Origin of the sequence: Borrelia recurrentis A1 (genome assembly GCF_000019705.1) — a bacterium.
Classification (GTDB): domain Bacteria; phylum Spirochaetota; class Spirochaetia; order Borreliales; family Borreliaceae; genus Borrelia; species Borrelia duttonii.
Window position 1 is genome coordinate 804547 of record NC_011244.1, and the last position, 21840, is coordinate 826386.

A 21840-nucleotide genomic window follows, 5' to 3' on the forward strand; every position below is an offset into this window, starting at 1 on the left:
ATTTGATAATATAAATATACGAAAAAGTGAAGCGTTAAGTCAATATCTTTTAATGGCACTTGAAAATTAGCTTTATTTTAAAGATAATTCTTTTAATAAAATGTCAAGTTTAGGTGGAAAAATAGTTTGATAAGAGTAAATAATTTAGAAGTTACATTTGGAGAGAGAATTCTATTTCAAGATGTAAATATTAAGTTTTCTTCTGGAAATTGTTATGGAATAATAGGAGCTAATGGTGCAGGTAAGAGCACGTTTTTGAAAGTTTTGGGTGGAACAATTGAGCCTAGCAAGGGTGAAGTATTAGTTGCTAAGAATCAGAGAATGGCTGTTCTTGAACAAAATCAATTTGCATATGATGATTTTCGAGTTATTGATACTGTGATTATGGGTCATAAAAAGCTTTATTCTATTCAAAAGGAAAAAGATGAAATTTATGCAAAACTTGATTTTAATGATGAGGATGGTATTAGAGCTGGAGAACTTGAAGCAGAATTTGCTGATCTTGGAGGTTATGAAGCAGAATCTAATGCTGCAGTGCTTTTAAGGGGGTTAGGTATAGATGAGTCTCTGCATTTTAGTTTAATGAGGGATGTTGAGGCGGCCTTAAAAGTGAGAATACTTTTGGCTCAGGCTCTTTTTGGGGATCCTGATATATTGCTTCTTGATGAGCCTACTAATAATCTTGATATTCAATCGATTAAATGGTTGGAGGAATTTTTAATTAATTTCGAAAATACAGTTATTGTTGTCTCACATGATAGGCATTTTTTAAATCAAGTTTGTACTCATATTGTTGATATTGATTATGGAAAAATTCAAGTTTATCTTGGTAATTATGATTTTTGGTATGAAACTAGTCGAATACTTAATAAGCAATTGAAAGATGCTAAAAAAAGATCTGAAGAAAAAATAGCAGAACTTAAAACTTTTATTCAAAGATTTTCAAGTAATGCATCAAAATCTCGCCAAGCAACCTCAAGAAAAAAGTTGATTGAAAAAATTAAAGTTGAGGATTTAAAACCGTCTTCAAGAAAATTTCCTTATGTAAATTTTAAAATTGAAAGGGATCTTGGCAAAAATGTTATCACAATTAAAAATTTAACCAAAGAATTTGAGGGACAACTTATTTTAAACAAATTTAGTATTGTCATAGAACTTGGACAAAAAATTGTTTTTTTAGGTAGTCCAATTTCAGCAAGTTATTTTTTTGATATTATTACCAATGAAGACAGAGATTATAAGGGACATTATGAATGGGGTTCTACTGTTAATTTTGAGTATTTTAAAAAGGATAATGAAGAATATTTTAATGTAGATTTAAGTTTAATAGATTGGCTTAGACAATATTCCAAAGAAGGCGATGAGACTTATATTAGAGGGTTTTTGGGGAGGATGCTTTTTAGTCAAGATGAGGCTTTAAAGGGAGTTAATGTTCTCTCAGGAGGTGAGAAGGTAAGGTGTATGCTTGCAAAGATAATGCTTAGTGGTGCTAATGTATTATTATTGGATCAACCAACTAATCATTTAGATCTAGAGGCAATTACATCTTTAAATACTGGACTTAAAGATTTTAAGGGAGTTGTGTTGTTTACATCTCATGATCATCAGTTTATTGATACAATTGCTAATAGGATTATTGAATTTACTCCTAATGGAATAATTGATCGTTTTATGACTTTTTCTGAATATATTGAGGATGTCAAGGTTAAGGAATTGCGGGATAAACTTTATGAAGGACATTCCATCTTAAAACTTTAATCACATTTTTATTCATTACAGGATGTTTGTGATTTTGAAAGTAAATTTTTGTATTTTATTTTTTTTTAGTGCTTATTTTTCTCTATTTGCAGATATTAATCTTTATTTTCAAAAAGCTTTAACCGGACAAGTTTTAGGAAATCCTATCCTTGATGAGAGACGTGATACTATTACTGTATTAACTAAGGATAGGTGGTTAGTAACTTATACTATGTCTTTTGGTAAAAAGTATTCTTATAGGTTAGATAGAACCCCTTATCCCTTTTTATTAAAGGATTTTGGTAATGGGTATTATGTTATTACAGGACGTAATGAAGTTCAGAAAATTAGAAGAGGAAAACTTATATGGAAATATAATCTGGGTGTTTCTCCTATAAAAGCCCCTTCAATAGGTAATGGTTATATTTTAGTTCCGACAGCTGATGGTAGAGTTATTGCTTTAAGACTTGGTGATGGCCATAAAGTTTTTGAGGTTGATATAGAAGGGAAAGCATTAACCTCATCTGTTGTTCTTGAAAATGGTAATTTTTATATTGTCAATGAGAATGATGAAATGTTTGCTTTTAATGTTGATGGAGGACAGATATGGAATATTTCGCTTATGTCCTCTCCTAGTACATTGATGATCAGTACTGATAATAAAATAATTGTTGGATTGCAATCCGGAGAGATTGTCATTTATGATAGTGATTTTGGTGATGTATTAAATTCTGTTAGTTTAAATTATCCTATTAATTTTTTATTCGAAAAATTTAATGGAGAATATGTTGCGGTATCTGATATTGGTGTTTTTTTTAATTTAAGTAAAAATCTTGAAATTATGTTTTTCAACAATTTATCTTTAAATCTTAAAGAAGCTGTGCTTTACAATAATAAAAATCTTTGTCTTGTTATGAAATCAAATGGTGTTTTGGTTCTTGATGAATATTTTAGACCCGTTGATAGATATGATGATATGAAGGAGATATCCGGACTTGTGGCTAATGTTGGATTCATTGTTACTGGAGGATTTAATTGGATATTGACCACTTATTATTATGAATATAAAGATATGCTTGATATTATTGTTTGGAATCATACATTGGGTAATAGATATCATCAAAATAGAATAGATTTTAGAGAAAAATATTTAATAGAACATGAAGATGTTTATTTGACTCTTGATGAAATGTTAAATTCTGCATATGATAAGGTTACTTATCGTAAATTTTTAAGTATGCTTGATTCTATTTTAAAGAAATATGGTAGTTTTCCTAAAAGATATTTAAATTTATATAAAAAGGCTATTGATAATTGGCTTGCTCCAAAAGATGGAATTGATAGAATCTTTCAAAGAGGACAATTGTATAAATATTTTATGTATGTTGATGATATGTCTGCAATTAAGGGTTTTGTTAATGTTGCAATTCATGAGAAAGATATTAGCAATGTAATTCAGTTGATTAAAAATATTGCCAAATTTGAGTATTATCATGATCAAGATGAACTTGTATATAATTATATTCAATATATAATATTGAATTATCAGGGTAATTTAGAGATAGCTTATGCTGTTCTTTTAAGCTTACGAAAGATAATTGTAAATTCTTCTGAAGAGAATCTTCAAAAGTATAGAAGTAAATATCTAACTCTTTTGAAATTTATAAAGCGACAGAATTTTTCTGAAAAAATTAATGGCTTTGCTAATGAAATTATTGCAATTCTTTGATTCATTTTGTTGCTAATTTTATGTTATCATGTATTGAATACATCTTATATTGTGTTAAAATTAATGTTTTAATTTATACCGGTTTATTTAATGATAAAGTTTATAATTAACCAGGGGAGAATTTTATTATGAAAAGAATATGGGTATTTTCTAGTTTATTATTTATTTTTTTAAATATTGTTACTTTTCATGCTAGAGAGGTTGATAAGAAAAAATTAAAAGATTTTATTAATATGGATCTTGAATTTGTCAATTATCGAGGTCCTTATGATTCTACAGACACGTACCAACAGATAGTGGGTATTGGTGAATTTTTAGCTAAAAATTTAGTTGATAATAAGGCTAACTATTACAATAAATATTATGTTAATCGGCATATTGATGGTGAAGATGAAAAGAGTAGTTCAGATGTTTTTGTTATTGGTTTAAATTCATCTCTTGATAGTATTTTAAATCTTAGAAGAATACTTACAGGATATTTGATGGAAGGTTTTAAATACAGTAAAGAAAGTGCAGAATTGCTTGCCAAGGCTATTACGATATATAATGCTGCTTATCGAGGTGATTTGGATTATTATAATAATGCTTATATTAATTCTTCTCTTACAGATTTAAATAAGCATAATGTAGGGCTTTCAAGAGTTTATAGTCAATGGGCTGGAAATACTCATATTTTTATTCCTCTCAAAAGAAATATTTTGTCAGGAGACATTGAATCAGATGTTGATCTTGATAAAATAGTTACGGAGAGAGTAGTAGCCTCTCTTTTAGGTGAAAATGAAGAAGTTGGTACAAATTTTGCAAGAGATTTAACAGATGTTCAAGATGAAATTCGTGATGTTGATCAGAAAAAAATTGATATTGAATCTAATACTTTAAAGACTATTGATGATGAATTGAATGAAACCATTGATAATTTGAGGGAACAACTTGAGAAGGCTACAGGTGATACTGAGAAAAAAGAAATTGAGAAACAAATTGATGATAACATACTTCAAAGAGATGCTTTAAAGAGTAAAACAGAAGAACTTAAAAAATCACAAAAAAAGTTGGATAGTTCTCAAGAAAAATTGGATAAACAGAGGGATATAGTAAAGGATAAGATACAAGAAAATATTGATAGGAGTAATAAAGATAAAAACTTACCAAAGCCTGGAGACATAACTTCTCCAAAAGTAGATGAAAAATTGCAATTAACCGAGACTATTGAAGATTTAGAAGAGCAACTCAATAAAGTTACTGATGATACTGAGAAAAAAGAAATTGAGAAGCAAATTGATAATAATATACTTCAAAGAGATGCTTTAAAAGATAAGAAGAGAGATAAATTTAAAGAGGTAGATAATGGGGATTTGAATAAACAAAAAGAACCAGCTGAGAATATATTGCAAAGAAATGTTGAGAGTAAAAATCAAAATAATAATTTGCCAAGGCCTAAAACTACATCACAAAATGATGGAAAATCACAGTTATCTAAGGATTTAGCACAACAACTTAAGAAGGCTATTGATGATGCTGAGAAAAAAGAAATTGAAAAACAAATTGATGACAATATAGTTCAAAGAAATGTTTTAGAAGATAAGAGGGATAGTCTTAAAGAATTAGATAATGGTGGTTTGGATAAACAAAAAGATCCAGTTAGGAATAGGTTGCAAGGAAATGTTGGGCGTAAAAATCAAAATAATAATTTGCCAAAGCCTAAAGCTACATCACAAAATGATGAAAAATTAAAGTCAGCTAGTGAATTGAAAAGACGACTTGAAAAGGCTACATCAGATATTGCAAAAAATTCTCCTAATATTGCGAATAAAAAATCTTTGCAGAAATTATCCGATAAATCTTTAAATGCTAAAGATAACTTGGTTAAGTCTGAGGGTGTAAAAAAATTGTCCACTGAAGATAAAGACAAAAAGCCCGTATTTTTAGAAATTTTAAATCCTAATACTAATTTAGGTGTTCTTAGGTTAATTGATTCGGATAAAGAAAAATTAGATAAAAATTATCAGTACGGTATTAGGAGGTATGGGGTTTATGAGAGGAAAGATGATTTTGTTGCTATAAAACTTTGTTCAGGTATTGCAAAACTTCAGTTGCTTAGCAAATCAGAAAATTTAAAAGTTAAATCTCAAGCAGGTTTTGAATTGAGTAGGGATTCGTCTCTTTATGTTGATTCTGAAATGATTTTAGTAGTTGTTAAGGATAATGATGTTTGGAAATTAGCAAAGTTTTCTTCAAATGATTTGAGTAAATTTGTTCTTTCTGAAGATGAAGTTTTACCATTTACAAGTTTTACTGTTAATGCAGGACGTGTTTATTTACAGGATGCATCTAAGTCAATTATTACTTTGGATATAAATACTTTGAAAAAAACAAATTAAATTCAGTCGTTGATTAAATAACATGTTTGTCAATGCAAACAGGAAGGATTAATTTTATTCATTCCTTCAATACCGGGAAATCGGGACAGTGAGATTCGAACTCACGATCCCCTGCTCCCAAAGCAGGTGCCTTAGCCGCTAGGCCATGTCCCGAAAAAATTACGCGCCAATTAGGACTTGAACCTAAAACCTACAGATTAGAAGTCTGTTGCTCTATCCCATTGAGCTATTAGCGCTTTTGAGCCTAAAATTGAGTATACCATGTTGAAAAATCCTTGTCAATAAAATATTATTGCTTATCCTTTATTATGACTATACATATAATTTATAATTATTTTTATGGTTAATATTGATTTAATTGTAGATGAAACTTTATTTCGCTATCCTTATGTAAAACCTTTTTTAACTTTTAAAAATAATTACGAACTTTTAATAATGGTGATTTTGAGTGCAAGAACGACTGATAATATGGTTAATAAGATTGCACCTAAACTTTTTGATAAATATGGTGATTTTAAAAGTTTGGCATGTGTTGATTTAGTAGATGTTGAAAGATTAATTTATAAATTAGGATTTTATTCAAATAAATCTAAAAATATTATAAATTGTGCACGAATGATTTTGGAAAATTTTGATGGTATTATTCCAGATAATATTTTTGATCTTATATCTTTGCCAGGAGTAGGTAGGAAAACAGCCAATGTTATTCTTGGTGTTGTTTATAAAAAGCCAGCTATTATTGTAGATACTCATTTTAGTAGAGTTGTGATTAGACATGGAATTACTTTTGAGAAGACACCTTTAAAAATTGAATTAGATTTAAGAAATAGAATACCTGCTGATAAACAATATAGATTTTCTATGGCTATTAATAGGCATGGAAGAGATGTTTGTACATCACGTAGTCAAAACTGTAAAAATTGTTTTTTAGAAAAATTTGCACCAAGACTTGTTTGATTATAATTTATGATGATATGAAAAATTTTGTGTGTTTTTTTAGTTTGAGACTTATTGATGTTAAGATAATGTTTATTATTAATAATATTATTAGGGGATTTATCCATATCCAAAAATATTCTTTTCCCATTTCTATATATCTTAAAAGTTCTCCAAGACTTGGATAATAGCTTTTGTCTTGTTGTTGTAAAAAGTTTACTACTTCAAAAGTTGTTAGGCTTTTTGAGATTTGTAGGGGAATGATTGATGAAATTGATGAAAAAATTTCGGGAAATATGTGATACATTATTATTCTATATTGGCTTGCACCCATCATTTTGCTTGCTTTTATATAATCAAAGTTTTTAATTAGTAGTGTGTTATTTCTTGTGATGAATGAAAATTTGATCCATCCGTGTACTATTGCTAGTATAAATGATACCTCTAGTATGTTATAGTTTTTTTGTTTTGAAAAATAATAGAGAATTAACGTTAATACATAGAAAAATGGTATTGTTTGTAATGATTCTATTAATTTTGAAATTATCAAACAAGTTTTGAATTTGAAATTACCGATTATTATTCCTATAAAAATTCCAATTATTGCAGAAATTGCTGCATAACTAAATGCAAGTAAAATAGAATTTCTAGTTGCTAATATTAATCTTGATAATATATCTCTACCCATTTTATCAATTCCTAAAGGATTTGTATTTGTTGGTGTTTGCGGCAATTTGTTTGTTTGCTTAATGTATATTTTATTTGGGTCTTTTTTATATATTGCAAATTTTGAATTTTCATTTATTAAATTGGGAATTATTATTAGAAATAAAATGAAAATACTCAATAATAAAATATATGATCTTTTAAATTTATTCATTATTCTAATATATCCTTATAAGGATTCATATTGTATGTTAGTATATCTGTTATTAAATTTGTTATTAACATAATTAATACTCCAACAAATAGTAAGTCTCTATAAACTATATAATCGTTATTTTTCATTGCATTAATTGTTAAAGCCCCAATCCCATCAATTCCAAATGTTATCTCAATAAAAGAGGAACCAAAGAATGATGTTGTAAGAGTGGATCGGAGTTGAGTGATTAATGAAGTTAAAGAGGGAATTAATGAGTGAAATGTTATTATTGAAAAATTTTTGATACCCCTTGATTTTGCACTTATTATATAAGGTTCAGATAAATTTTTTGTTAGGGATTGTTTAAAAATTACAGCGTTAAATATGAAAAATGAAAAAAACCATGCAAATCCACCTATTATCAGGTTTTTTTGATTGATGTTGAGGTAGTAAAGTATAGTAATTACTAACATTATGATTAAGTTTCTTGGTAGTGAATGTAAAAATAGCATTATATATTCTAAAATATTATTTAAAATTTTATTTTTTACAAAAAATGTCCATATAATAATAAAAAAAATGGCTATTAAGTAAGATAATATTAAACCTGGAATTGATATTGTTAATGTGTTTTTTATTTTACTAAAAATGACACTTATTGGTGATTTGCCTTTTATAAGAGGGGTGTTATAGGTAGTGTTCCAGATTATTCCTTGATATTGAGTTTTGTAGACTATGTATAGAGATCCTGAGATGTGTTTGGCAAAATAATCTTTACTTAATGGAGTATTTGGATCAAAATCATATATTAACTTGTAGCTTTCAATGCTTTTAATTAATCCAATATATTCCAAATAGTCTTTAAATATATTTGTTTTTATGAATGGAATATTTGGACGATTATTTGAAAATGCATTTAATATTGATATGCAAAAAAATGTTGATATAATGACATTAATCGCCATATATAGTACATTTTTTATGATAAATATAGCTGTGGTTACCTCCCTTGGTGAAGAATTTTTATTTTTTCAAAATAACTGAGTAAAAAATAAAATATCAGTGAAAGTACTATTGATATTAAGTAAAAATTTTTGTCTATGTTTGTATTGTTTGATGTTTGTTTTATGTTTAATATATTGCCTTGATAATAATTTTCATCTTCATCAGAATTTTTTATGATAATTGAATTTTGAGGATAGTAACCTAGTTTGCTTGCTTCTCTTAAGATAGCTGGTTTCGATATTTGTAAATTAATATATTTTGTTTTTAAATTTTTTTGTATCATTTTTAAGTTTTCGATATGCTTTTTCATCATAATGAGATTATTGTTTAATTTTTTATAGTTAATAATTCCTGTTTCTCCAAAAATTGGTGCTATTATGAAATAACTTATTACACCTACGTAAACGGAAAACATAATTTTTTGTATTAGGAACATATTATATTGTAATTATATCTTTAATATATTATATTTAAAAGTATATAATTACAATATAATATGTTCTATAGCATGTTATATTGCAATTGTATACTTGTAAAGTATGAGTATGTTGTCTTTGTGTAACTAAATTTGGAGAAAAATTTTTAATATGATAAGTCATAAGAATTCTTTCTTTATTAAAGAGGGCCCTAAAAAAGTTGATTTTGATATGGATAGTGTGTTTTTACAGCACTCAGTTAATGCACAAGTTGTTTCTATACGTTCTGATGATATTAAAGTTCTATTGGACGAAAAGTTATTAAAACTTGATTCTTCTTTAAAGCAAAGGCATGGTGAGTTGGTTGATTATTTAAAAAAGGTTGAGGTACGTATTTCTAGAGTTGAAAATACAATACTTGATCGTAGTTTGGATTTTCTTGAAAATTCTGATAACTCTAGCTTAAAATCAATGAGTTTTATGAAATCTCATGATGACATTATTGTTAGAGATAATGAATTTAGTGAAGTGCTAAAACGAGAGAATAATTTGCCAAATGTTTCGCTTGCTCAGGAAGAATTAGATGCTTTACTTGAAGGGCTTAATGAAATTTCGAGTGATAATAAGAAGAATTTTGATAATGATAATAATGGTAATGCTGTAGAGGATGATTCTGAACCCAAAGAAATTTTGATGGATGATCGTAAGAGTTTAGATATCGATAATAATTTATCTTTATACAATAATGATATATATAGTGTTCAAGATAAATTGTCAGAAACAGAAAAAGATGAATCCTTAAAATCTAATTTGGCAATGTCTGAGAATATTGATTTATTAGAAGAATCTTCTTCTTTAAAGATGGATAATATTGTTCATGATGATGGTAGTGATCAGGCTTCTGCTGCAAGTTTGGATGAATATAATAAGGTTTTGACTAGTTCTTTTACTGATGAGAGTCCTACTAATGTTGAGTTGAATAGTGAGGATGATTATATTGATAATTCCAGTGTAAATGAAGTTACTTCAGATATGAAAAATATAGAGAGTGATATTGCATCTTTTGAGCAGGATAATTTGGGTAAATATGAACAGCATTCTTTAAATTCCAATTTAAATGAAGCTATGTCTTTAGATCAAAATTTGCAAGATGCAAATGATGTGGAAGTTCAGGAAGGTAATAAAGAATTAGATGGTTTAGTTGATATTACTGATCATAAGGTTAATAGCTTGGACATGATTAATGATGGCAAGCTACAAGAAAGTGATCATGATTCTACTTTAACAGTAGAGCATAAAAATAGTAATGTTGTTTCTTCTAATTTGAAAAAATTTGATAATTTTGAAGATGTGTTAAAGGCGGATTTAAATTATGTGGATTTACAAAATTGTATTAAAGATTTTGAAGAGAAAAATCTTTACGATGATGCAGGTGATTTAGAAGAAAAAGTGGGACAGGATGAAAAATTAAATGCATCTTTTTTAAAAGAACAAGAGACTACCGGGGATGGTTATAATTCTTGTAATTTTAGTTTTACTGATGTTGAGGCTATAATAAATAAGTTTAATGATAATGATTATTTAAGTCAGATTAATTTAAGTGATGAAGAACGTGCGTTGTTAGTTAAGTTTATTGATAATTTAGAAAATGAACTTTCTTTTAAACCTAAGGGTAATAATTTTAAAATTAAAAAAGAATATGAGATTTTACAAAAGATTAAGCGTTTACTAGAAAGAGAGTAGGATTATCTATTTAATTAGATACTATTTTTTGTTTTTTATAACTTCAATTTTATTTTTGTTTTTAACTTTTTTTTACTTTATTAATAAATTTTTAAATCAAATTGATTTTGATTTTGATGATTTAATCAATGATGTGAAATCATATAATATGAATTTTTTTAAAGATTTAGATTTGGAAAATTATTTTTCTAACACTTTATTTGATAATGATTTAGTGAATTCTTATTATTTATTATCATCGGTTAATGGTATGTTAGTTTATAAATCAAAAGATGATTCAATTTATAGATTATCCAATAAATTAGAACCAACTTTTTTAATAAATAGTATTTTTATTAAAAAAGTTAAAGTTAACTTTGAGTTGAGTGATGATTTTATAAGTTTAGTTGTATACTATAATATCCTACCCAAGAGCAGGATACTTTATATTTTATATTCTTATTTTTTTGTAATGTCCTTTTTATATTTTTGTTTTTCTGTCTTTATTTTATATCGACTATATCGAGATATTAATTGTGATCATTGTGTTCTAGATGATCTTCAGTAGATTCTTTATCTTTTTGTTCTATTTTTTTTTCTAAATTAAAGACATCAAAGAATGACCATCTATTGGTAATATAATAATATATATCATTGTCTCTTTTCATTAAGATATCTTTGTTTTTTTCATCTTTGTTAATATAAACATCAATGTTACTGATACTTTTATTGTCCCATTGTATTTCAATGTTATATTGTAGGTTATAATTATTAATTTTACTTTGATCTATCTCAAGGCCATCTGTTGTGAATTCTTGAATTATTTGTAAAAGTTTTTCTTGTTTTAATACTTTTTGATTGATAAAGTAAAGGCCGTCTTTAATATATACTTGATAATCATTTTGTATTGAATTTTCTTCAGATTTTTTTGATTTATTTGCTATTTTAAAGGACAAACTTTCTATTTTTGAATTATTTTCATTAAAGAGTTTGGTATCGGCAAATGTGTTGTAAGAGTTGCCTTTGTAAGATAGGAAGATGTTATTTGTTAGATATACATTCTCGTCACTTCCCTTGATATAAGATAATCGTGAATCTCCTTCTCCTGGATTTCCAATAAATATTTCTGTTAGCAAATTATTTTGTTCGTCATAAAATTTAAAAGCAGGATTTTCGTTGATTCCCAGTTCTTTATGTTTTTTTGGATTTCTGCTTACAAGTTTATTTTTTTGGAGTTTTTCTAGATTTTGAATCATAGAATTAACCCTTTGTTCATCAATTGGAAGTTTTATATCGTTGTATTTAAGTTCCCAACCTGTTCCTGCTTTTATAATTGTTCCTTCAAGAGCTGTTTCAATTTTTGCAGTTTTTTTAAAGTCAATTGTAAATAATTTTTCTTCTAAAAGTCTTGTAACTTGGTTTTGCTTTGAGAAGATTATTCCTAACAAAAATGTGGATATTAATATTATGATTATTACTATTTTTATGTTCTCTTTAATTCCTAGCAATGTGTATTTATTATTCATAAGTTCTCCTTCATTAGTTGATTTTTCGTTTTTTTGTAAATCTAATAAGTCCAAATATTATTATTGCTATAGGTAGTATAACCAAAGTTATGACTATTAATGAAAATTTTGCGTTTAACATTTCTTTTGAAGAATTTATAAATTTGAGTTTTGAGCGTACTTCTCTTGATTTAATGTTAAAAAAAGCTTCTTTTTGCATTAAATAGTCTGAAATTCGTCCAGCAAATTCAAAATTAGAGGGTGAACCATTATACATGTAATCGCTAAAGATCATGTTTGAACCTAATAAAACTATTTTTGAATTTGCAGATTTTATGTCTTTATATAGACTTTTAATTTTTCCTTCAACTGAATATCCAAGAATTTGTTGATTTTCTTTATCAAATGTTTTAGGTATATTAAATGAATACATGGCTATGTTTGCAACTTCTTCGTTGTTGACTTGCCAAGATTCTTTAGAACTTGTAAATAAGGGTAAATATTTTATGTCATCATTATTTTCTTTTGTTTCTATAAGATTTAGTGAATTACTCCAAGGAATGATAGCATCGTAAAAATTTTTAAGTAAAGGATTATTAGAATCTATGATATTATTTTTATTAATCAAGATCCATGGATAATAAGTTTGGAAATTGCCTCCTAAGAAAAGACTTGGTGATCTCTTGTCAAGTATAATATTTTCGTTATATTTAATACCATAACTTTCAATTAGGTTAAATATTGGAGATTGAGTAGAAGTTGTTGTATATGGGTTTTGAGGATTATAATCAATTTTACTTGTAGTTATTAATATTCTTCCATTATTGACGATAAACTCATCAATTTTTTTTAATGTATTCTCATTTATGTCTTTAGAGCCAATAATAAATAATCCATTAATATCTTGTAATTGTTCGTTTTCTATATTTATTTCTTTAACTTCTGTTTTAAAAACTTTTTGCATTATTTCTATAAAGTTTTTATGTGTTGCTTTTAAATTTGCATCTCCAAATACGAGTCCTAATATTTTTTGTGTATTATTTATTAATTTGTCCAGACTGCTTGCAAGATCATATTCTAAATTGCTAATTTCTGTTACTATTGGAAGTACTTCACGTTTGCCTTCATATGTGATTTCAATTCCTGAATATATTTTTAGTATTGAGAGCTGATTAATTTCTCTTAAATCTATTTGTTGTGATGGAATTCCAATTTGTTCTAATGGAGTTGCTATTTTATCAGCATCTATGTCTTTATAAATCACTTTTCCTCTTGAAGCGTCAGAAAAACTTGTTAAAAAATTTTTTATTTGTTCCGGGAATGCAAAATAATTGCCAAGGCTTGCAGAATTATAATAAGTAATATATATTTTTTCATTCGCATTTGAAAATAAATCTTTTGTAACTTGAGAAATCGTAAAAGCTTTGTTTTTAGTAAGATCTATTTTGAAAGTAAAAATAGATATATTACAAAAGATTAGCAATATTATTATAAGGTTTAAGGTTAAATTTAGAATCTCTTGATGTTTGTTTTTCATAAAATAACTATCTCCATTTTTTTAATTTTATGCTATATGCGCTTAGTATTAAAAATGTAATTGTAAACGTGCTGAAGTAAATTAAGTCTGATAAGTTTAATATTCCCATGTTAAAGTAACCAAAATGATTACTAATTGAGATAAAATTTAGTATTTGTCCAAATATATTGTCTTTTCCAAATATCATTACTAACTTTCCTGAAAATACTATTATGACCAAAACAAAAACGCTTAATATGTAAGACACTATTTGACTTTTGGTAATGGAAGATATAAAAACTCCTATGCTGAGCACTGAGTAAGAATAAAGAATTATTCCTAAATATTGAAGGAATATTATACCAAGATCAAATTCACCCATGAAGATTGTCATTAATGTTAGTGGCAATGTAAGAGCAAAGAGTATTAGTGTAAATATTTTAAGTGTAATAAATTTGCCAAGTACTATTTCTTGTGGATTTATTGGTAGTGCATATAGTAATTCAATACTTCCCGTTTTGTATTCTTCTGAGAATACTCCCATACTTAGAGCTGGGAGAACCAACATTAAAATTATAGGCATTGATGAGAAATAAGACATTAATGATGCGTTGTCTTTGATAAAAAATCCTGATAAGAAAATAAAAGAAAAGTTTACAAATATTAAGAAAAATAATATTACAACATATGCAGTTGGCGTTCCAAATAAAATTTTTAATTCTTTTTTTGACAAAATTAAGGATTGTCTTAGATCTATTTTCATTCTTTTCTCTCCTTTGTTAATTTGCTAAATATTTTTTCTAGACTTTCATGTTTTGGAATCATTGCTTTAAGTATTATTCCTTTACTTGTAATATAATTAAAAAGTTCTCTTTCAGTTTTATTGGGTTTGAGTTTTAATGAAACATTGGTTTCTTTTTCAAATTCTTCTATTTTAATTGATGTAAATATATCATTGTTATTGAAATGTTCTTTGATTGTTTCAGAATCTTTGTAAATAATAAGCTCTATTTCAGATTCTTGAAGTCTGTTTTTGGCTATATTTGCTTTAGTGTCATCGGCAATAATTTGTCCATTATTAATAATGACGATTCTTTTGCATATTGACTCAACTTCACTTAGAATGTGAGATGAAAATAGTATTGTACTGGTTTTTGCAAGTTCTTTTAAAAAGTCTTTAAATTCGATAATTTGGTTTGGGTCAAGTCCGTTTGTAGGTTCATCTAGTATTACAAGTTTGGGATTATTAATTAAAGCACCAGCTATTCCTACTCTTTGTTTAAATCCTTTTGATAATGTGGATATTAGTTTATTTTTGACACTTTCAAGTTTGAAAATGCTTATTACTCTATCTATTTCTTTATTGTGATTTGTAACACCTTTAATTTCGGATATAAAGTTTAAATATTCTTTAACGGATAATTCAGGATAGAGAGCTAATTTTTCAGGTATGTAGCCTATATTTTGCAATATTTCTTTTGGATTTTTTGTTATATCTTTTCCAAAGATTTTTACATTGCCTTTAGTTGGATAATGAAATGATGTTAAAATTTTGATTAATGTGGATTTTCCTGCTCCATTTGGGCCAAGTATTCCAAGCACTTCTCCTTCGTTAACTTTGAAGCTAACATTTAAGAGAGCTGTAAATGAACCATATGTTTTAGTAATGTTGTTTACATTGATCATTTGTTATCTCCTTAGATATTATTATTTTATAATAAATTTATCTTTATTTGCTTTAAGTTTCATACCATCTTTTGCTAAGAATATGTTTCCATTTGGATATTCTTGTTGTGCTTCATTTAATAATTCGTATAGGTCTTTATTTAAAGTATATCTTTCACTAAAATGTATAAGTCCAGTTTGATATACTTTTGCTTTTTTTGTAATTTGTGCTGCTAATTTTGCTGTTAGATGTAATTTTTTTTTAGCTTCTTCTTTTAAGTCATCTTTAAATGTACTCTCAATAATTACTAAATTGAAATTTTGAATGTATGTGCTTAATTCTTCAAAGTAAGCCGTATCTGTAATATATGCAAATTTGAGTCCTTTTTTTATTTCTCCTAATATTTCAGAAGGAACTATTTTTCTTCCATTCAGTATTACTTCATATCCTTCTTGTAGTTTTTTTCTAATAGGTCCTTTTGGTATATTTAGGCTTTCTGCTTTTTGTGTGTCAAATTTACCAGGTTTATCTTTTTCTATAAATAAATATCCAATACAATCTATTGAATGTTTAAGTTTTATATATTCAATTCTTTTTCTTTTATCTTCATATAGTACAGGTTCTGTCTTATTAATTATTATTTCTTTATATATTATTTGATAATTTTTATGTACTCTTAAGAGTTCAATATTTGTTTCTAAATATTTTTTGATACCTATAGGGCCAATAATGGTTAAAGGTTCTTTTCTTGTATCACCACTTTGTGCCATTAACATTACTATTCCAAGTAGTCCTGTGATATGATCGGCGTGTAAATGTGTGATACAAATCATTTTAATTTTTTGCCATGATATTTTTTGTTTCCTAAGAGACATTTGTGTAGCTTCTCCACAGTCAAAAAGAATACTTTCTCCGTGGTATTCAATTAAAACAGATGTTAAATATCTGTTGTGTAATGGTCTTGTGCCTCCTGTGCCAAGAATATTAATATTAAAATTCAAAAATAATCTCCCAATTCTTTTTGTTTAGTAAATTATGGATATACATGTTAAAATTGGCTTTTAAAATGTGCATGATTATATTGGTATTTTGCATTTTTTTTAAATGATTTTTTAATTTAATAGTAGATACTCCTTGATATTACATATTGAGTATTTGATTTTATAAAAGATAGATATATTTTATTTTTACTATTATGTTTTATTTTGCACACACTGCAAACATTATATTATTTTTTTTGATAATTTAGAAATGTTTCAAATAGAAATTATTTATTTTAATAAAAGTTCTAATACGAATTAATTGGTTATTTGATAGTACCTTTTTTATTTGAATGATTATATAAGTTTTCATATCTTTTAATATCGTAATAAGTTGGTAAATTAGATTTGTTTTCAATATAATCTAAGATTTTTTTAGATAAATATGGTGCCATTGATATTCCTCTTGTTCCAAATCCATTTAAGATGAATATATTTTTATATTGTGGATGTTCTCCAAGAAATGGTTCTCTATCAATTGTGGCAGGTCTTATGTGTGCTTTATGTTTTATTACTTTATAATTTAGATTTGTAATTTTTTCTAGTTTTTTTAATAATTCTTTTTTTGCCCATTCATTTGTGTTTGTATCTAAAGTGTTCCATTCATAAGTTCCTCCAAGATAGTATTTACTATTTTCTAGAGGTATTAGTGATACATGTCTATTGTATATTTCTTTTAGATTGAGACCTTTAATTTCTACTATAAGCATTTCTCCTTTTGCTAATTTAAATGGAAGATATGAAAAGAGCCCTTCAATTTTTTCTTTATATCCTTTTGTAAATATTAGTTTTTTAAATTTAAGTTTGTTTATTGTAAAGAAATTTTCATCTATTTTAAGATTTTTATTATTTATTTCTTGTTCTGTATATGCTTGATATTTAATAAAGTATTTTTTGAGATTGTTTATGTATAGTTCTGTGTTAATTGTTGCTCCCTTGATTAGTATGCCTCCATCATTGTCATTACAGAAATCATTTATTTTGTCATTTTTTATTTCGATAATAAACTTTTCTATATTTGAATAATTATTTATTTTGAAAAGTAATTCTTCTTTTTGTGTTTTTGTGGTAAATGGTCTAAAAATAGGAATTTCTTTTAAAATATTGCAATGAATATTTTTTTCCATTTCTTTGTAATATTGAATTGCAAAGAAAAAAATTTCAGATTCTCTCCAAGCAATATTCATTTTCCTTCCCATAATGGGGTTAATAACTCCTCCTGCTATTGTTGTTGCTTTTTGAATGCCATCATCAAATAAAATTACACTTTTTTTTCTTTGAAGTATTTCATAAGTTAAAGTACTTCCAGCAATCCCACCACCAATAATTGCAAATTCATATTCCATTTAATTTTCCTTTATGTTAAATTTGATTTTTTTGAATAATTATTTATTTTAATATACTATTTATTTTTATATGTGTGTTGAGATTTAAAAACCTTTTGTTTTTAATTATAATTATATATATTTAATTATAATTGTTTAAAAGGTAAGTTTATGGATTTTAAGGATATGAATGTGCAAACAGAAATACAAAAATCATTAGAATTTGCATTAAAGAGTAGATCAATAGTTATTACAGGTGAAATTGATAAAGATACTTCTAAGTTGTTTCAAGAAAAAATATTATTTTTAGAAGCATCAGATTCTACAAAACCAATATTTGTTTATATTGATTCAGAAGGTGGTGACATTGATGCTGGTTTTGCTATTTTTAATATGATACGTTTTGTAAGGCCCAAAGTTTTTACGATTGGAGTTGGGCTTGTTGCAAGTGCTGGTGCTTTGATTTTCTTAGCAGCAGATTCAAAGAGTAGGTTTTCTTTGCCACATGCAAGATATTTATTGCACCAACCATTAAGTGGTTTTAAAGGTGTTGCTACGGATATTGAAATTTATACAAATGAGCTTAATAAAGTTAAGAGTGAACTTAATGATATTATTGCAAAAGAGACGGGCCAGGAGCTTAATAAAGTTGAAAAAGATACTGATAGGGATTTTTGGTTAGACAGCGAATCAGCAGTAAAATATGGGCTTGTCTTTCAGATTATTACTACTAGACTTGAACTTGAGAAATTTATTTCTTAGTTTGTTGGTATTATCTTGTAGTTTTCCGAAAAGAGATTTTAGTATTTTGGAACTTAGTGTTATTAATTTCCAAAAAAATTTGATTTTAATTAATGCGTTAGTAGATATTGCTTATAATCTATCTTTTTTTGATTTTGATTTAGTGATTGTTAAAAATTTAAAGAATAAAGAGGAGTTGGATCTTATTAATAATAAAGTTGCATTTGGAGATTTTCAAAATGCATATTTTATTGGACAAAATGATATTTTATCAATAAGTATTCTTTCTAAAGAAAAAATTAAAATTCAAATTTTAGATTTAATAGAGGGATTTTATGCATGTAGATTGGGTGTGGTTGTTGATTTTGTGTTTAAAGATCGGCATTATGGGATTGTTATTTTTAATTTTGATGAGAAAATAGCTAATAATTTGGATATTGATCTTGTTAATGAGCAAATTAAATATTTAAGTTATAGGTATGAAAATTTGCTTTTTATTTTAGATAAGAGTGAACTTATCTTGTTAGATATGATTATTAAGAATGGTTTTTTTAATTTAATTTATAATTCTATTAATCCTTTTTATATCATTAATGCCATTAGTTCTAAGGTTTATTCTAATTTTATAGCACAAATTTCTATTCATTCTTTAAGGTATGTTGTTTTAAGCTATTTGTATAATAATTTTTATATGAGCGGCTTACCAAAAAGTATTTTAATTAAATAGGTTTTGCAATTCTTAGTTCTTGACATCATTATTGCATTGTTATATTATTACTACCGATGCCGAAATGGTGGAAGTGGTAGACACACAGGACTTAAAATCCTGAGGAGGAAGCTCCGTACCGGTTCAAGTCCGGTTTTCGGTATTTCAAATTTTAGGATTATTTTTATTGTTAAGTAGCTTGTTTATATAAATTCCGCCAATAAATAAGATAATTGAAAAGACATAAATTTGTAGACTAAGTTTTATTTGTAGTTTGGTTGTAAGAAATATCATTTGTATAATTGTTCCTGAAATTAGTCCTATGGATAGATAGAGAAAATCAATTAAGTATTTTTCTATTGTTTTTTTAATTATTATTATTGTGATTCCTATGCCTATTATTGTAAAAGTACTAAATATGATACATGGTATTATTTTAATTTGTGCTATTATGTTGATTATTTCTTTATAAGTTCCAAGACTTAATAATATGAGTGAACCTGAGATACCTGGTAATATCATTGCAGAACCACCTATTATTCCTGAACAGGCAAGTAATAAATAGTATTGAATTGATGTTTTATCTTGATTTGTTGTCAGATTTAGTGATACATTATGATGCTTTAGGATTAAGAGAAATAGTATAGTTAAAAGGCCAGATATAAATAATAAGTATTTATTAATTTTTGTATTGATATTAAATGTTGAATTTGTATTAATCTCTTTTTTTAATGTAAATATACTCCCTAGTATTAGTCCTATAAAAAATATATTTAAATACATTTCTTTTGTTGCATTGTCTAAAATATATTTTTTAAGTATTTTTGCAAATATTGTTGTTGAGGTTAACATTCCGAGTGATAATTTCCCCAAAAAAGTTATGCTTTCTTTTACTCTTTTTAGTTTTACAAGATTTGTCGACGAATAAATGATGTTATAGTATATTCCTGTGATTAAGGCTATCGTGCCTCCTGAAATGCCTGGTATTATATTTGCGATACCAATTAAGAGGCCTTTTATATAAATTCCCATCGTAATTTATGTATTTACATAGACTTGATGTTTGTTATCTCTCATCCCCCTCACCACTAATTGTACCGTTTTTATGTCTTTTTTTTAACTTTTCTAGATTTGTGATTGCAACATCTTCAAGTGTTATTCCAAGGTTATTACTTAAATTTGAAATATACCATAATACGTCACCAAGTTCTTTCTTTATTGCTAATAAATATTCCTCATCAAGGACGTATTCTTTATCTCGACCTAATTTTTTTATTTTTTCTACTACTTCTCCTGTTTCTCCAGCAAGGCCAAGTGTGCTTAAAATCAGTTCTTCTTTTTTATTTTTATATTTTGCAGTTTGTTTAGCTTTTGTTTGATATTCATTTAATTCCATAATTAAGACTAGTTTAATATAGTTTTTATTTATTTACAAGTTTATTTATTATTTCTTTTTTTTTAAAAAGTTTTATTATATTAATTGGGGTTTAGCTATTATGAGTAAATGTATTTTTTTATTTGCAACTCTATTTTTTGTTGTACAATTTAATTACATATATTCTTATCCTGAGATAAAAAGTTTTTCAAATAAAGATCCTGTTTTTTATGATCTGAGAAAAAAAATTGTTAAATATAATAAAAGAGAAAATGTTCCTTTGTTTATTTATTTATATCGAGTAAAGGAAGGTGATACTTTTTTTAGGATTGCGAATAAATTGAATGGTTGGCAGGCTAGTATTGCTACAATTAACATGTTAGATTCTCCTGTTTTAAAGGTAGGACAAGAAATTTTATTTCCCAGTAAGAAAGGTCTTTTTGTCTTTAATAGTAGGGAATATAGATTTAATAATTTACTCTTAGCAACAAGGGATTTAAAAAAAGCAGAGAAAGTAAAAATTAAGAGGAATAATAAGATTTATGAGTTTTATTTTTTTGATTCGATTGAACAACCAAAATTAAGTTTTTTTTCAACTACAGAGATGCTTTTCTTTTTAAATTCTGATTTTATTTTTCCTTTAAAGAAATTTATCATAAGTTCTGATTTTGGATTTAGACCAGATCCTTTTACTGGTGTTAAAAATTTTCATACAGGTATAGATCTTGCAGCGCCGATTAACACTTTAGTTTTTTGTTCAGCTTATGGTGTTGTAGGTTTAGTTGGGTTTAATAATGTTTATGGTAATTTTGTTGTTGTTGAACATAAAAATAATGTTAAATCTCTTTATGGACATCTTAATTCTTATGTTGTCAAAAGGGGGGATATTTTAAGAACAGGAGATATTATTGGTAAAGTGGGACAAACTGGTAGATCTACAGGGCCTCATTTACATTTTGAAATATTAAAGAGAGATGCTCCTATTAATCCTGTAACAATTTTAAAGTAAACATAATTGTATTATTAAATTGTGTTTATTATTATGTTATATTTTAAGATAAATTAAATATAAGGGTGTAATTTTTTGCTACACTTTATTTAAAAGATTTATTTAATATGTTTCGACTTGATATATTATTCTTACTATTAGAATTTTTTTAGTATAAAAAATATACACTATC

The 21840-nt window shown here is 26.3% G+C and carries 19 protein-coding genes and 3 tRNA genes; 9 read left to right on the top strand and 13 right to left on the bottom strand.

Annotated features, from left to right (window positions below):
* The first annotated feature begins 126 nt into the window (after positions 1–126).
* The 3 genes from BRE_RS03760 to BRE_RS03770 all read left to right on the top strand — a co-directional run bounded on the left by BRE_RS03760 (position 127) and on the right by BRE_RS03770 (position 5844).
* On the top strand, positions 127–1758 hold the full coding sequence (locus BRE_RS03760) for an ABC-F family ATP-binding cassette domain-containing protein (RefSeq protein WP_012539128.1): 1632 nt from the start codon (positions 127–129) through the stop codon (positions 1756–1758).
* Between the two features lie 22 nt (positions 1759–1780).
* Positions 1781–3466, top strand: coding sequence for an outer membrane protein assembly factor BamB family protein (locus BRE_RS03765; RefSeq protein WP_012539129.1), 1686 nt, complete (start codon positions 1781–1783; stop codon positions 3464–3466).
* A gap of 128 nt (positions 3467–3594) precedes the next feature.
* The gene (locus BRE_RS03770; RefSeq protein ID WP_012539130.1) at positions 3595–5844 is read left to right on the top strand and encodes a P83/100 family protein; all 2250 of its coding nucleotides are present in this window, start codon (positions 3595–3597) and stop codon (positions 5842–5844) included.
* Positions 5845–5924: 80 nt separating this feature from the next.
* Here the strand turns inward: BRE_RS03770 and BRE_RS03775 are convergent.
* Positions 5925–5997: transfer RNA gene (locus tag BRE_RS03775), tRNA-Pro, on the bottom strand.
* Between the two features lie 9 nt (positions 5998–6006).
* Positions 6007–6080: transfer RNA gene (locus BRE_RS03780), tRNA-Arg, on the bottom strand.
* A gap of 103 nt (positions 6081–6183) precedes the next feature.
* Here BRE_RS03780 and BRE_RS03785 point away from each other — a divergent pair.
* On the top strand, positions 6184–6801 hold the full coding sequence (locus BRE_RS03785; protein WP_012539131.1) for an endonuclease III domain-containing protein: 618 nt from the start codon (positions 6184–6186) through the stop codon (positions 6799–6801).
* Positions 6802–6808: 7 nt separating this feature from the next.
* On the opposite strand, the gene BRE_RS03790 is transcribed toward BRE_RS03785, so the two are convergent.
* The 3 genes from BRE_RS03790 to BRE_RS03800 are packed head-to-tail and all read right to left on the bottom strand — an operon-like array spanning position 6809 to position 9062.
* The gene (locus tag BRE_RS03790; RefSeq protein ID WP_012539132.1) at positions 6809–7660 is read right to left on the bottom strand and encodes an ABC transporter permease subunit; all 852 of its coding nucleotides are present in this window, start codon (positions 7658–7660) and stop codon (positions 6809–6811) included.
* Entirely contained in the window at positions 7660–8607 is a 948-nt protein-coding gene (locus BRE_RS03795; protein ID WP_012539133.1) for an ABC transporter permease subunit, read from the bottom strand. Before BRE_RS03795 ends, BRE_RS03790 begins: the two co-directional genes overlap by 1 nt.
* Before the next feature lie 35 nt (positions 8608–8642).
* Positions 8643–9062 carry a septum formation initiator family protein gene (locus BRE_RS03800; protein WP_232212702.1) on the bottom strand — a complete coding sequence of 140 codons (420 nt, stop codon included), beginning with the start codon at positions 9060–9062 and terminating at the stop codon, positions 8643–8645.
* A 172-nt stretch (positions 9063–9234) separates the two neighbouring features.
* On the opposite strand from BRE_RS03800, the gene BRE_RS03805 reads away from it, so the two are divergent.
* Entirely contained in the window at positions 9235–10806 is a 1572-nt protein-coding gene (locus BRE_RS03805) for a hypothetical protein (protein WP_012539134.1), read from the top strand.
* A gap of 509 nt (positions 10807–11315) precedes the next feature.
* Here BRE_RS03805 and BRE_RS03815 read toward each other — a convergent pair.
* The 6 genes from BRE_RS03815 to BRE_RS03840 form a co-directional block, all read right to left on the bottom strand.
* Complete coding sequence (locus BRE_RS03815; RefSeq protein ID WP_041178204.1) at positions 11316–12311, bottom strand: DUF4340 domain-containing protein; 996 nt, start codon at positions 12309–12311, stop codon at positions 11316–11318.
* Positions 12312–12324: 13 nt separating this feature from the next.
* Positions 12325–13827, bottom strand: coding sequence for a GldG family protein (locus BRE_RS03820; protein WP_012539136.1), 1503 nt, complete (start codon positions 13825–13827; stop codon positions 12325–12327).
* A 7-nt stretch (positions 13828–13834) separates the two neighbouring features.
* Positions 13835–14569 carry an ABC transporter permease gene (locus BRE_RS03825; RefSeq protein WP_012539137.1) on the bottom strand — a complete coding sequence of 245 codons (735 nt, stop codon included), beginning with the start codon at positions 14567–14569 and terminating at the stop codon, positions 13835–13837.
* A complete protein-coding gene (locus BRE_RS03830; RefSeq protein WP_012538491.1) occupies positions 14566–15492 on the bottom strand; it encodes an ABC transporter ATP-binding protein in 927 nt (308 codons plus the stop codon). Before BRE_RS03830 ends, BRE_RS03825 begins: the two co-directional genes overlap by 4 nt.
* Before the next feature lie 21 nt (positions 15493–15513).
* Complete coding sequence (locus tag BRE_RS03835; RefSeq protein ID WP_012539138.1) at positions 15514–16473, bottom strand: ribonuclease Z; 960 nt, start codon at positions 16471–16473, stop codon at positions 15514–15516.
* A gap of 305 nt (positions 16474–16778) precedes the next feature.
* Entirely contained in the window at positions 16779–17858 is a 1080-nt protein-coding gene (locus BRE_RS03840) for an NAD(P)/FAD-dependent oxidoreductase (protein ID WP_012539139.1), read from the bottom strand.
* 150 nt (positions 17859–18008) lie between these two features.
* On the opposite strand from BRE_RS03840, the gene BRE_RS03845 reads away from it, so the two are divergent.
* The 3 genes from BRE_RS03845 (at position 18009) to BRE_RS03855 (ending at position 19447) form a co-directional block, all read left to right on the top strand.
* Positions 18009–18599, top strand: a complete 591-nt coding sequence (locus BRE_RS03845; RefSeq protein WP_012538494.1) for an ATP-dependent Clp protease proteolytic subunit — start codon at positions 18009–18011, stop codon at positions 18597–18599.
* Position 18600: 1 nt separating this feature from the next.
* Entirely contained in the window at positions 18601–19305 is a 705-nt protein-coding gene (locus BRE_RS03850; RefSeq protein WP_232212703.1) for a hypothetical protein, read from the top strand.
* 58 nt (positions 19306–19363) lie between these two features.
* Positions 19364–19447, top strand: a tRNA-Leu gene (locus tag BRE_RS03855).
* A 2-nt stretch (positions 19448–19449) separates the two neighbouring features.
* Here BRE_RS03855 and BRE_RS03860 read toward each other — a convergent pair.
* On the bottom strand, positions 19450–20316 hold the full coding sequence (locus BRE_RS03860) for an undecaprenyl phosphate translocase family protein (RefSeq protein WP_012539141.1): 867 nt from the start codon (positions 20314–20316) through the stop codon (positions 19450–19452).
* 34 nt (positions 20317–20350) lie between these two features.
* The gene (locus BRE_RS03865) at positions 20351–20680 is read right to left on the bottom strand and encodes a nucleoside triphosphate pyrophosphohydrolase family protein (protein ID WP_012539142.1); all 330 of its coding nucleotides are present in this window, start codon (positions 20678–20680) and stop codon (positions 20351–20353) included.
* A gap of 100 nt (positions 20681–20780) precedes the next feature.
* Between BRE_RS03865 and BRE_RS03870 the strand changes: the two genes are divergently transcribed.
* The gene (locus BRE_RS03870; protein WP_012539143.1) at positions 20781–21668 is read left to right on the top strand and encodes a LysM peptidoglycan-binding domain-containing M23 family metallopeptidase; all 888 of its coding nucleotides are present in this window, start codon (positions 20781–20783) and stop codon (positions 21666–21668) included.
* The last annotated feature ends 172 nt before the right edge of the window (positions 21669–21840 follow it).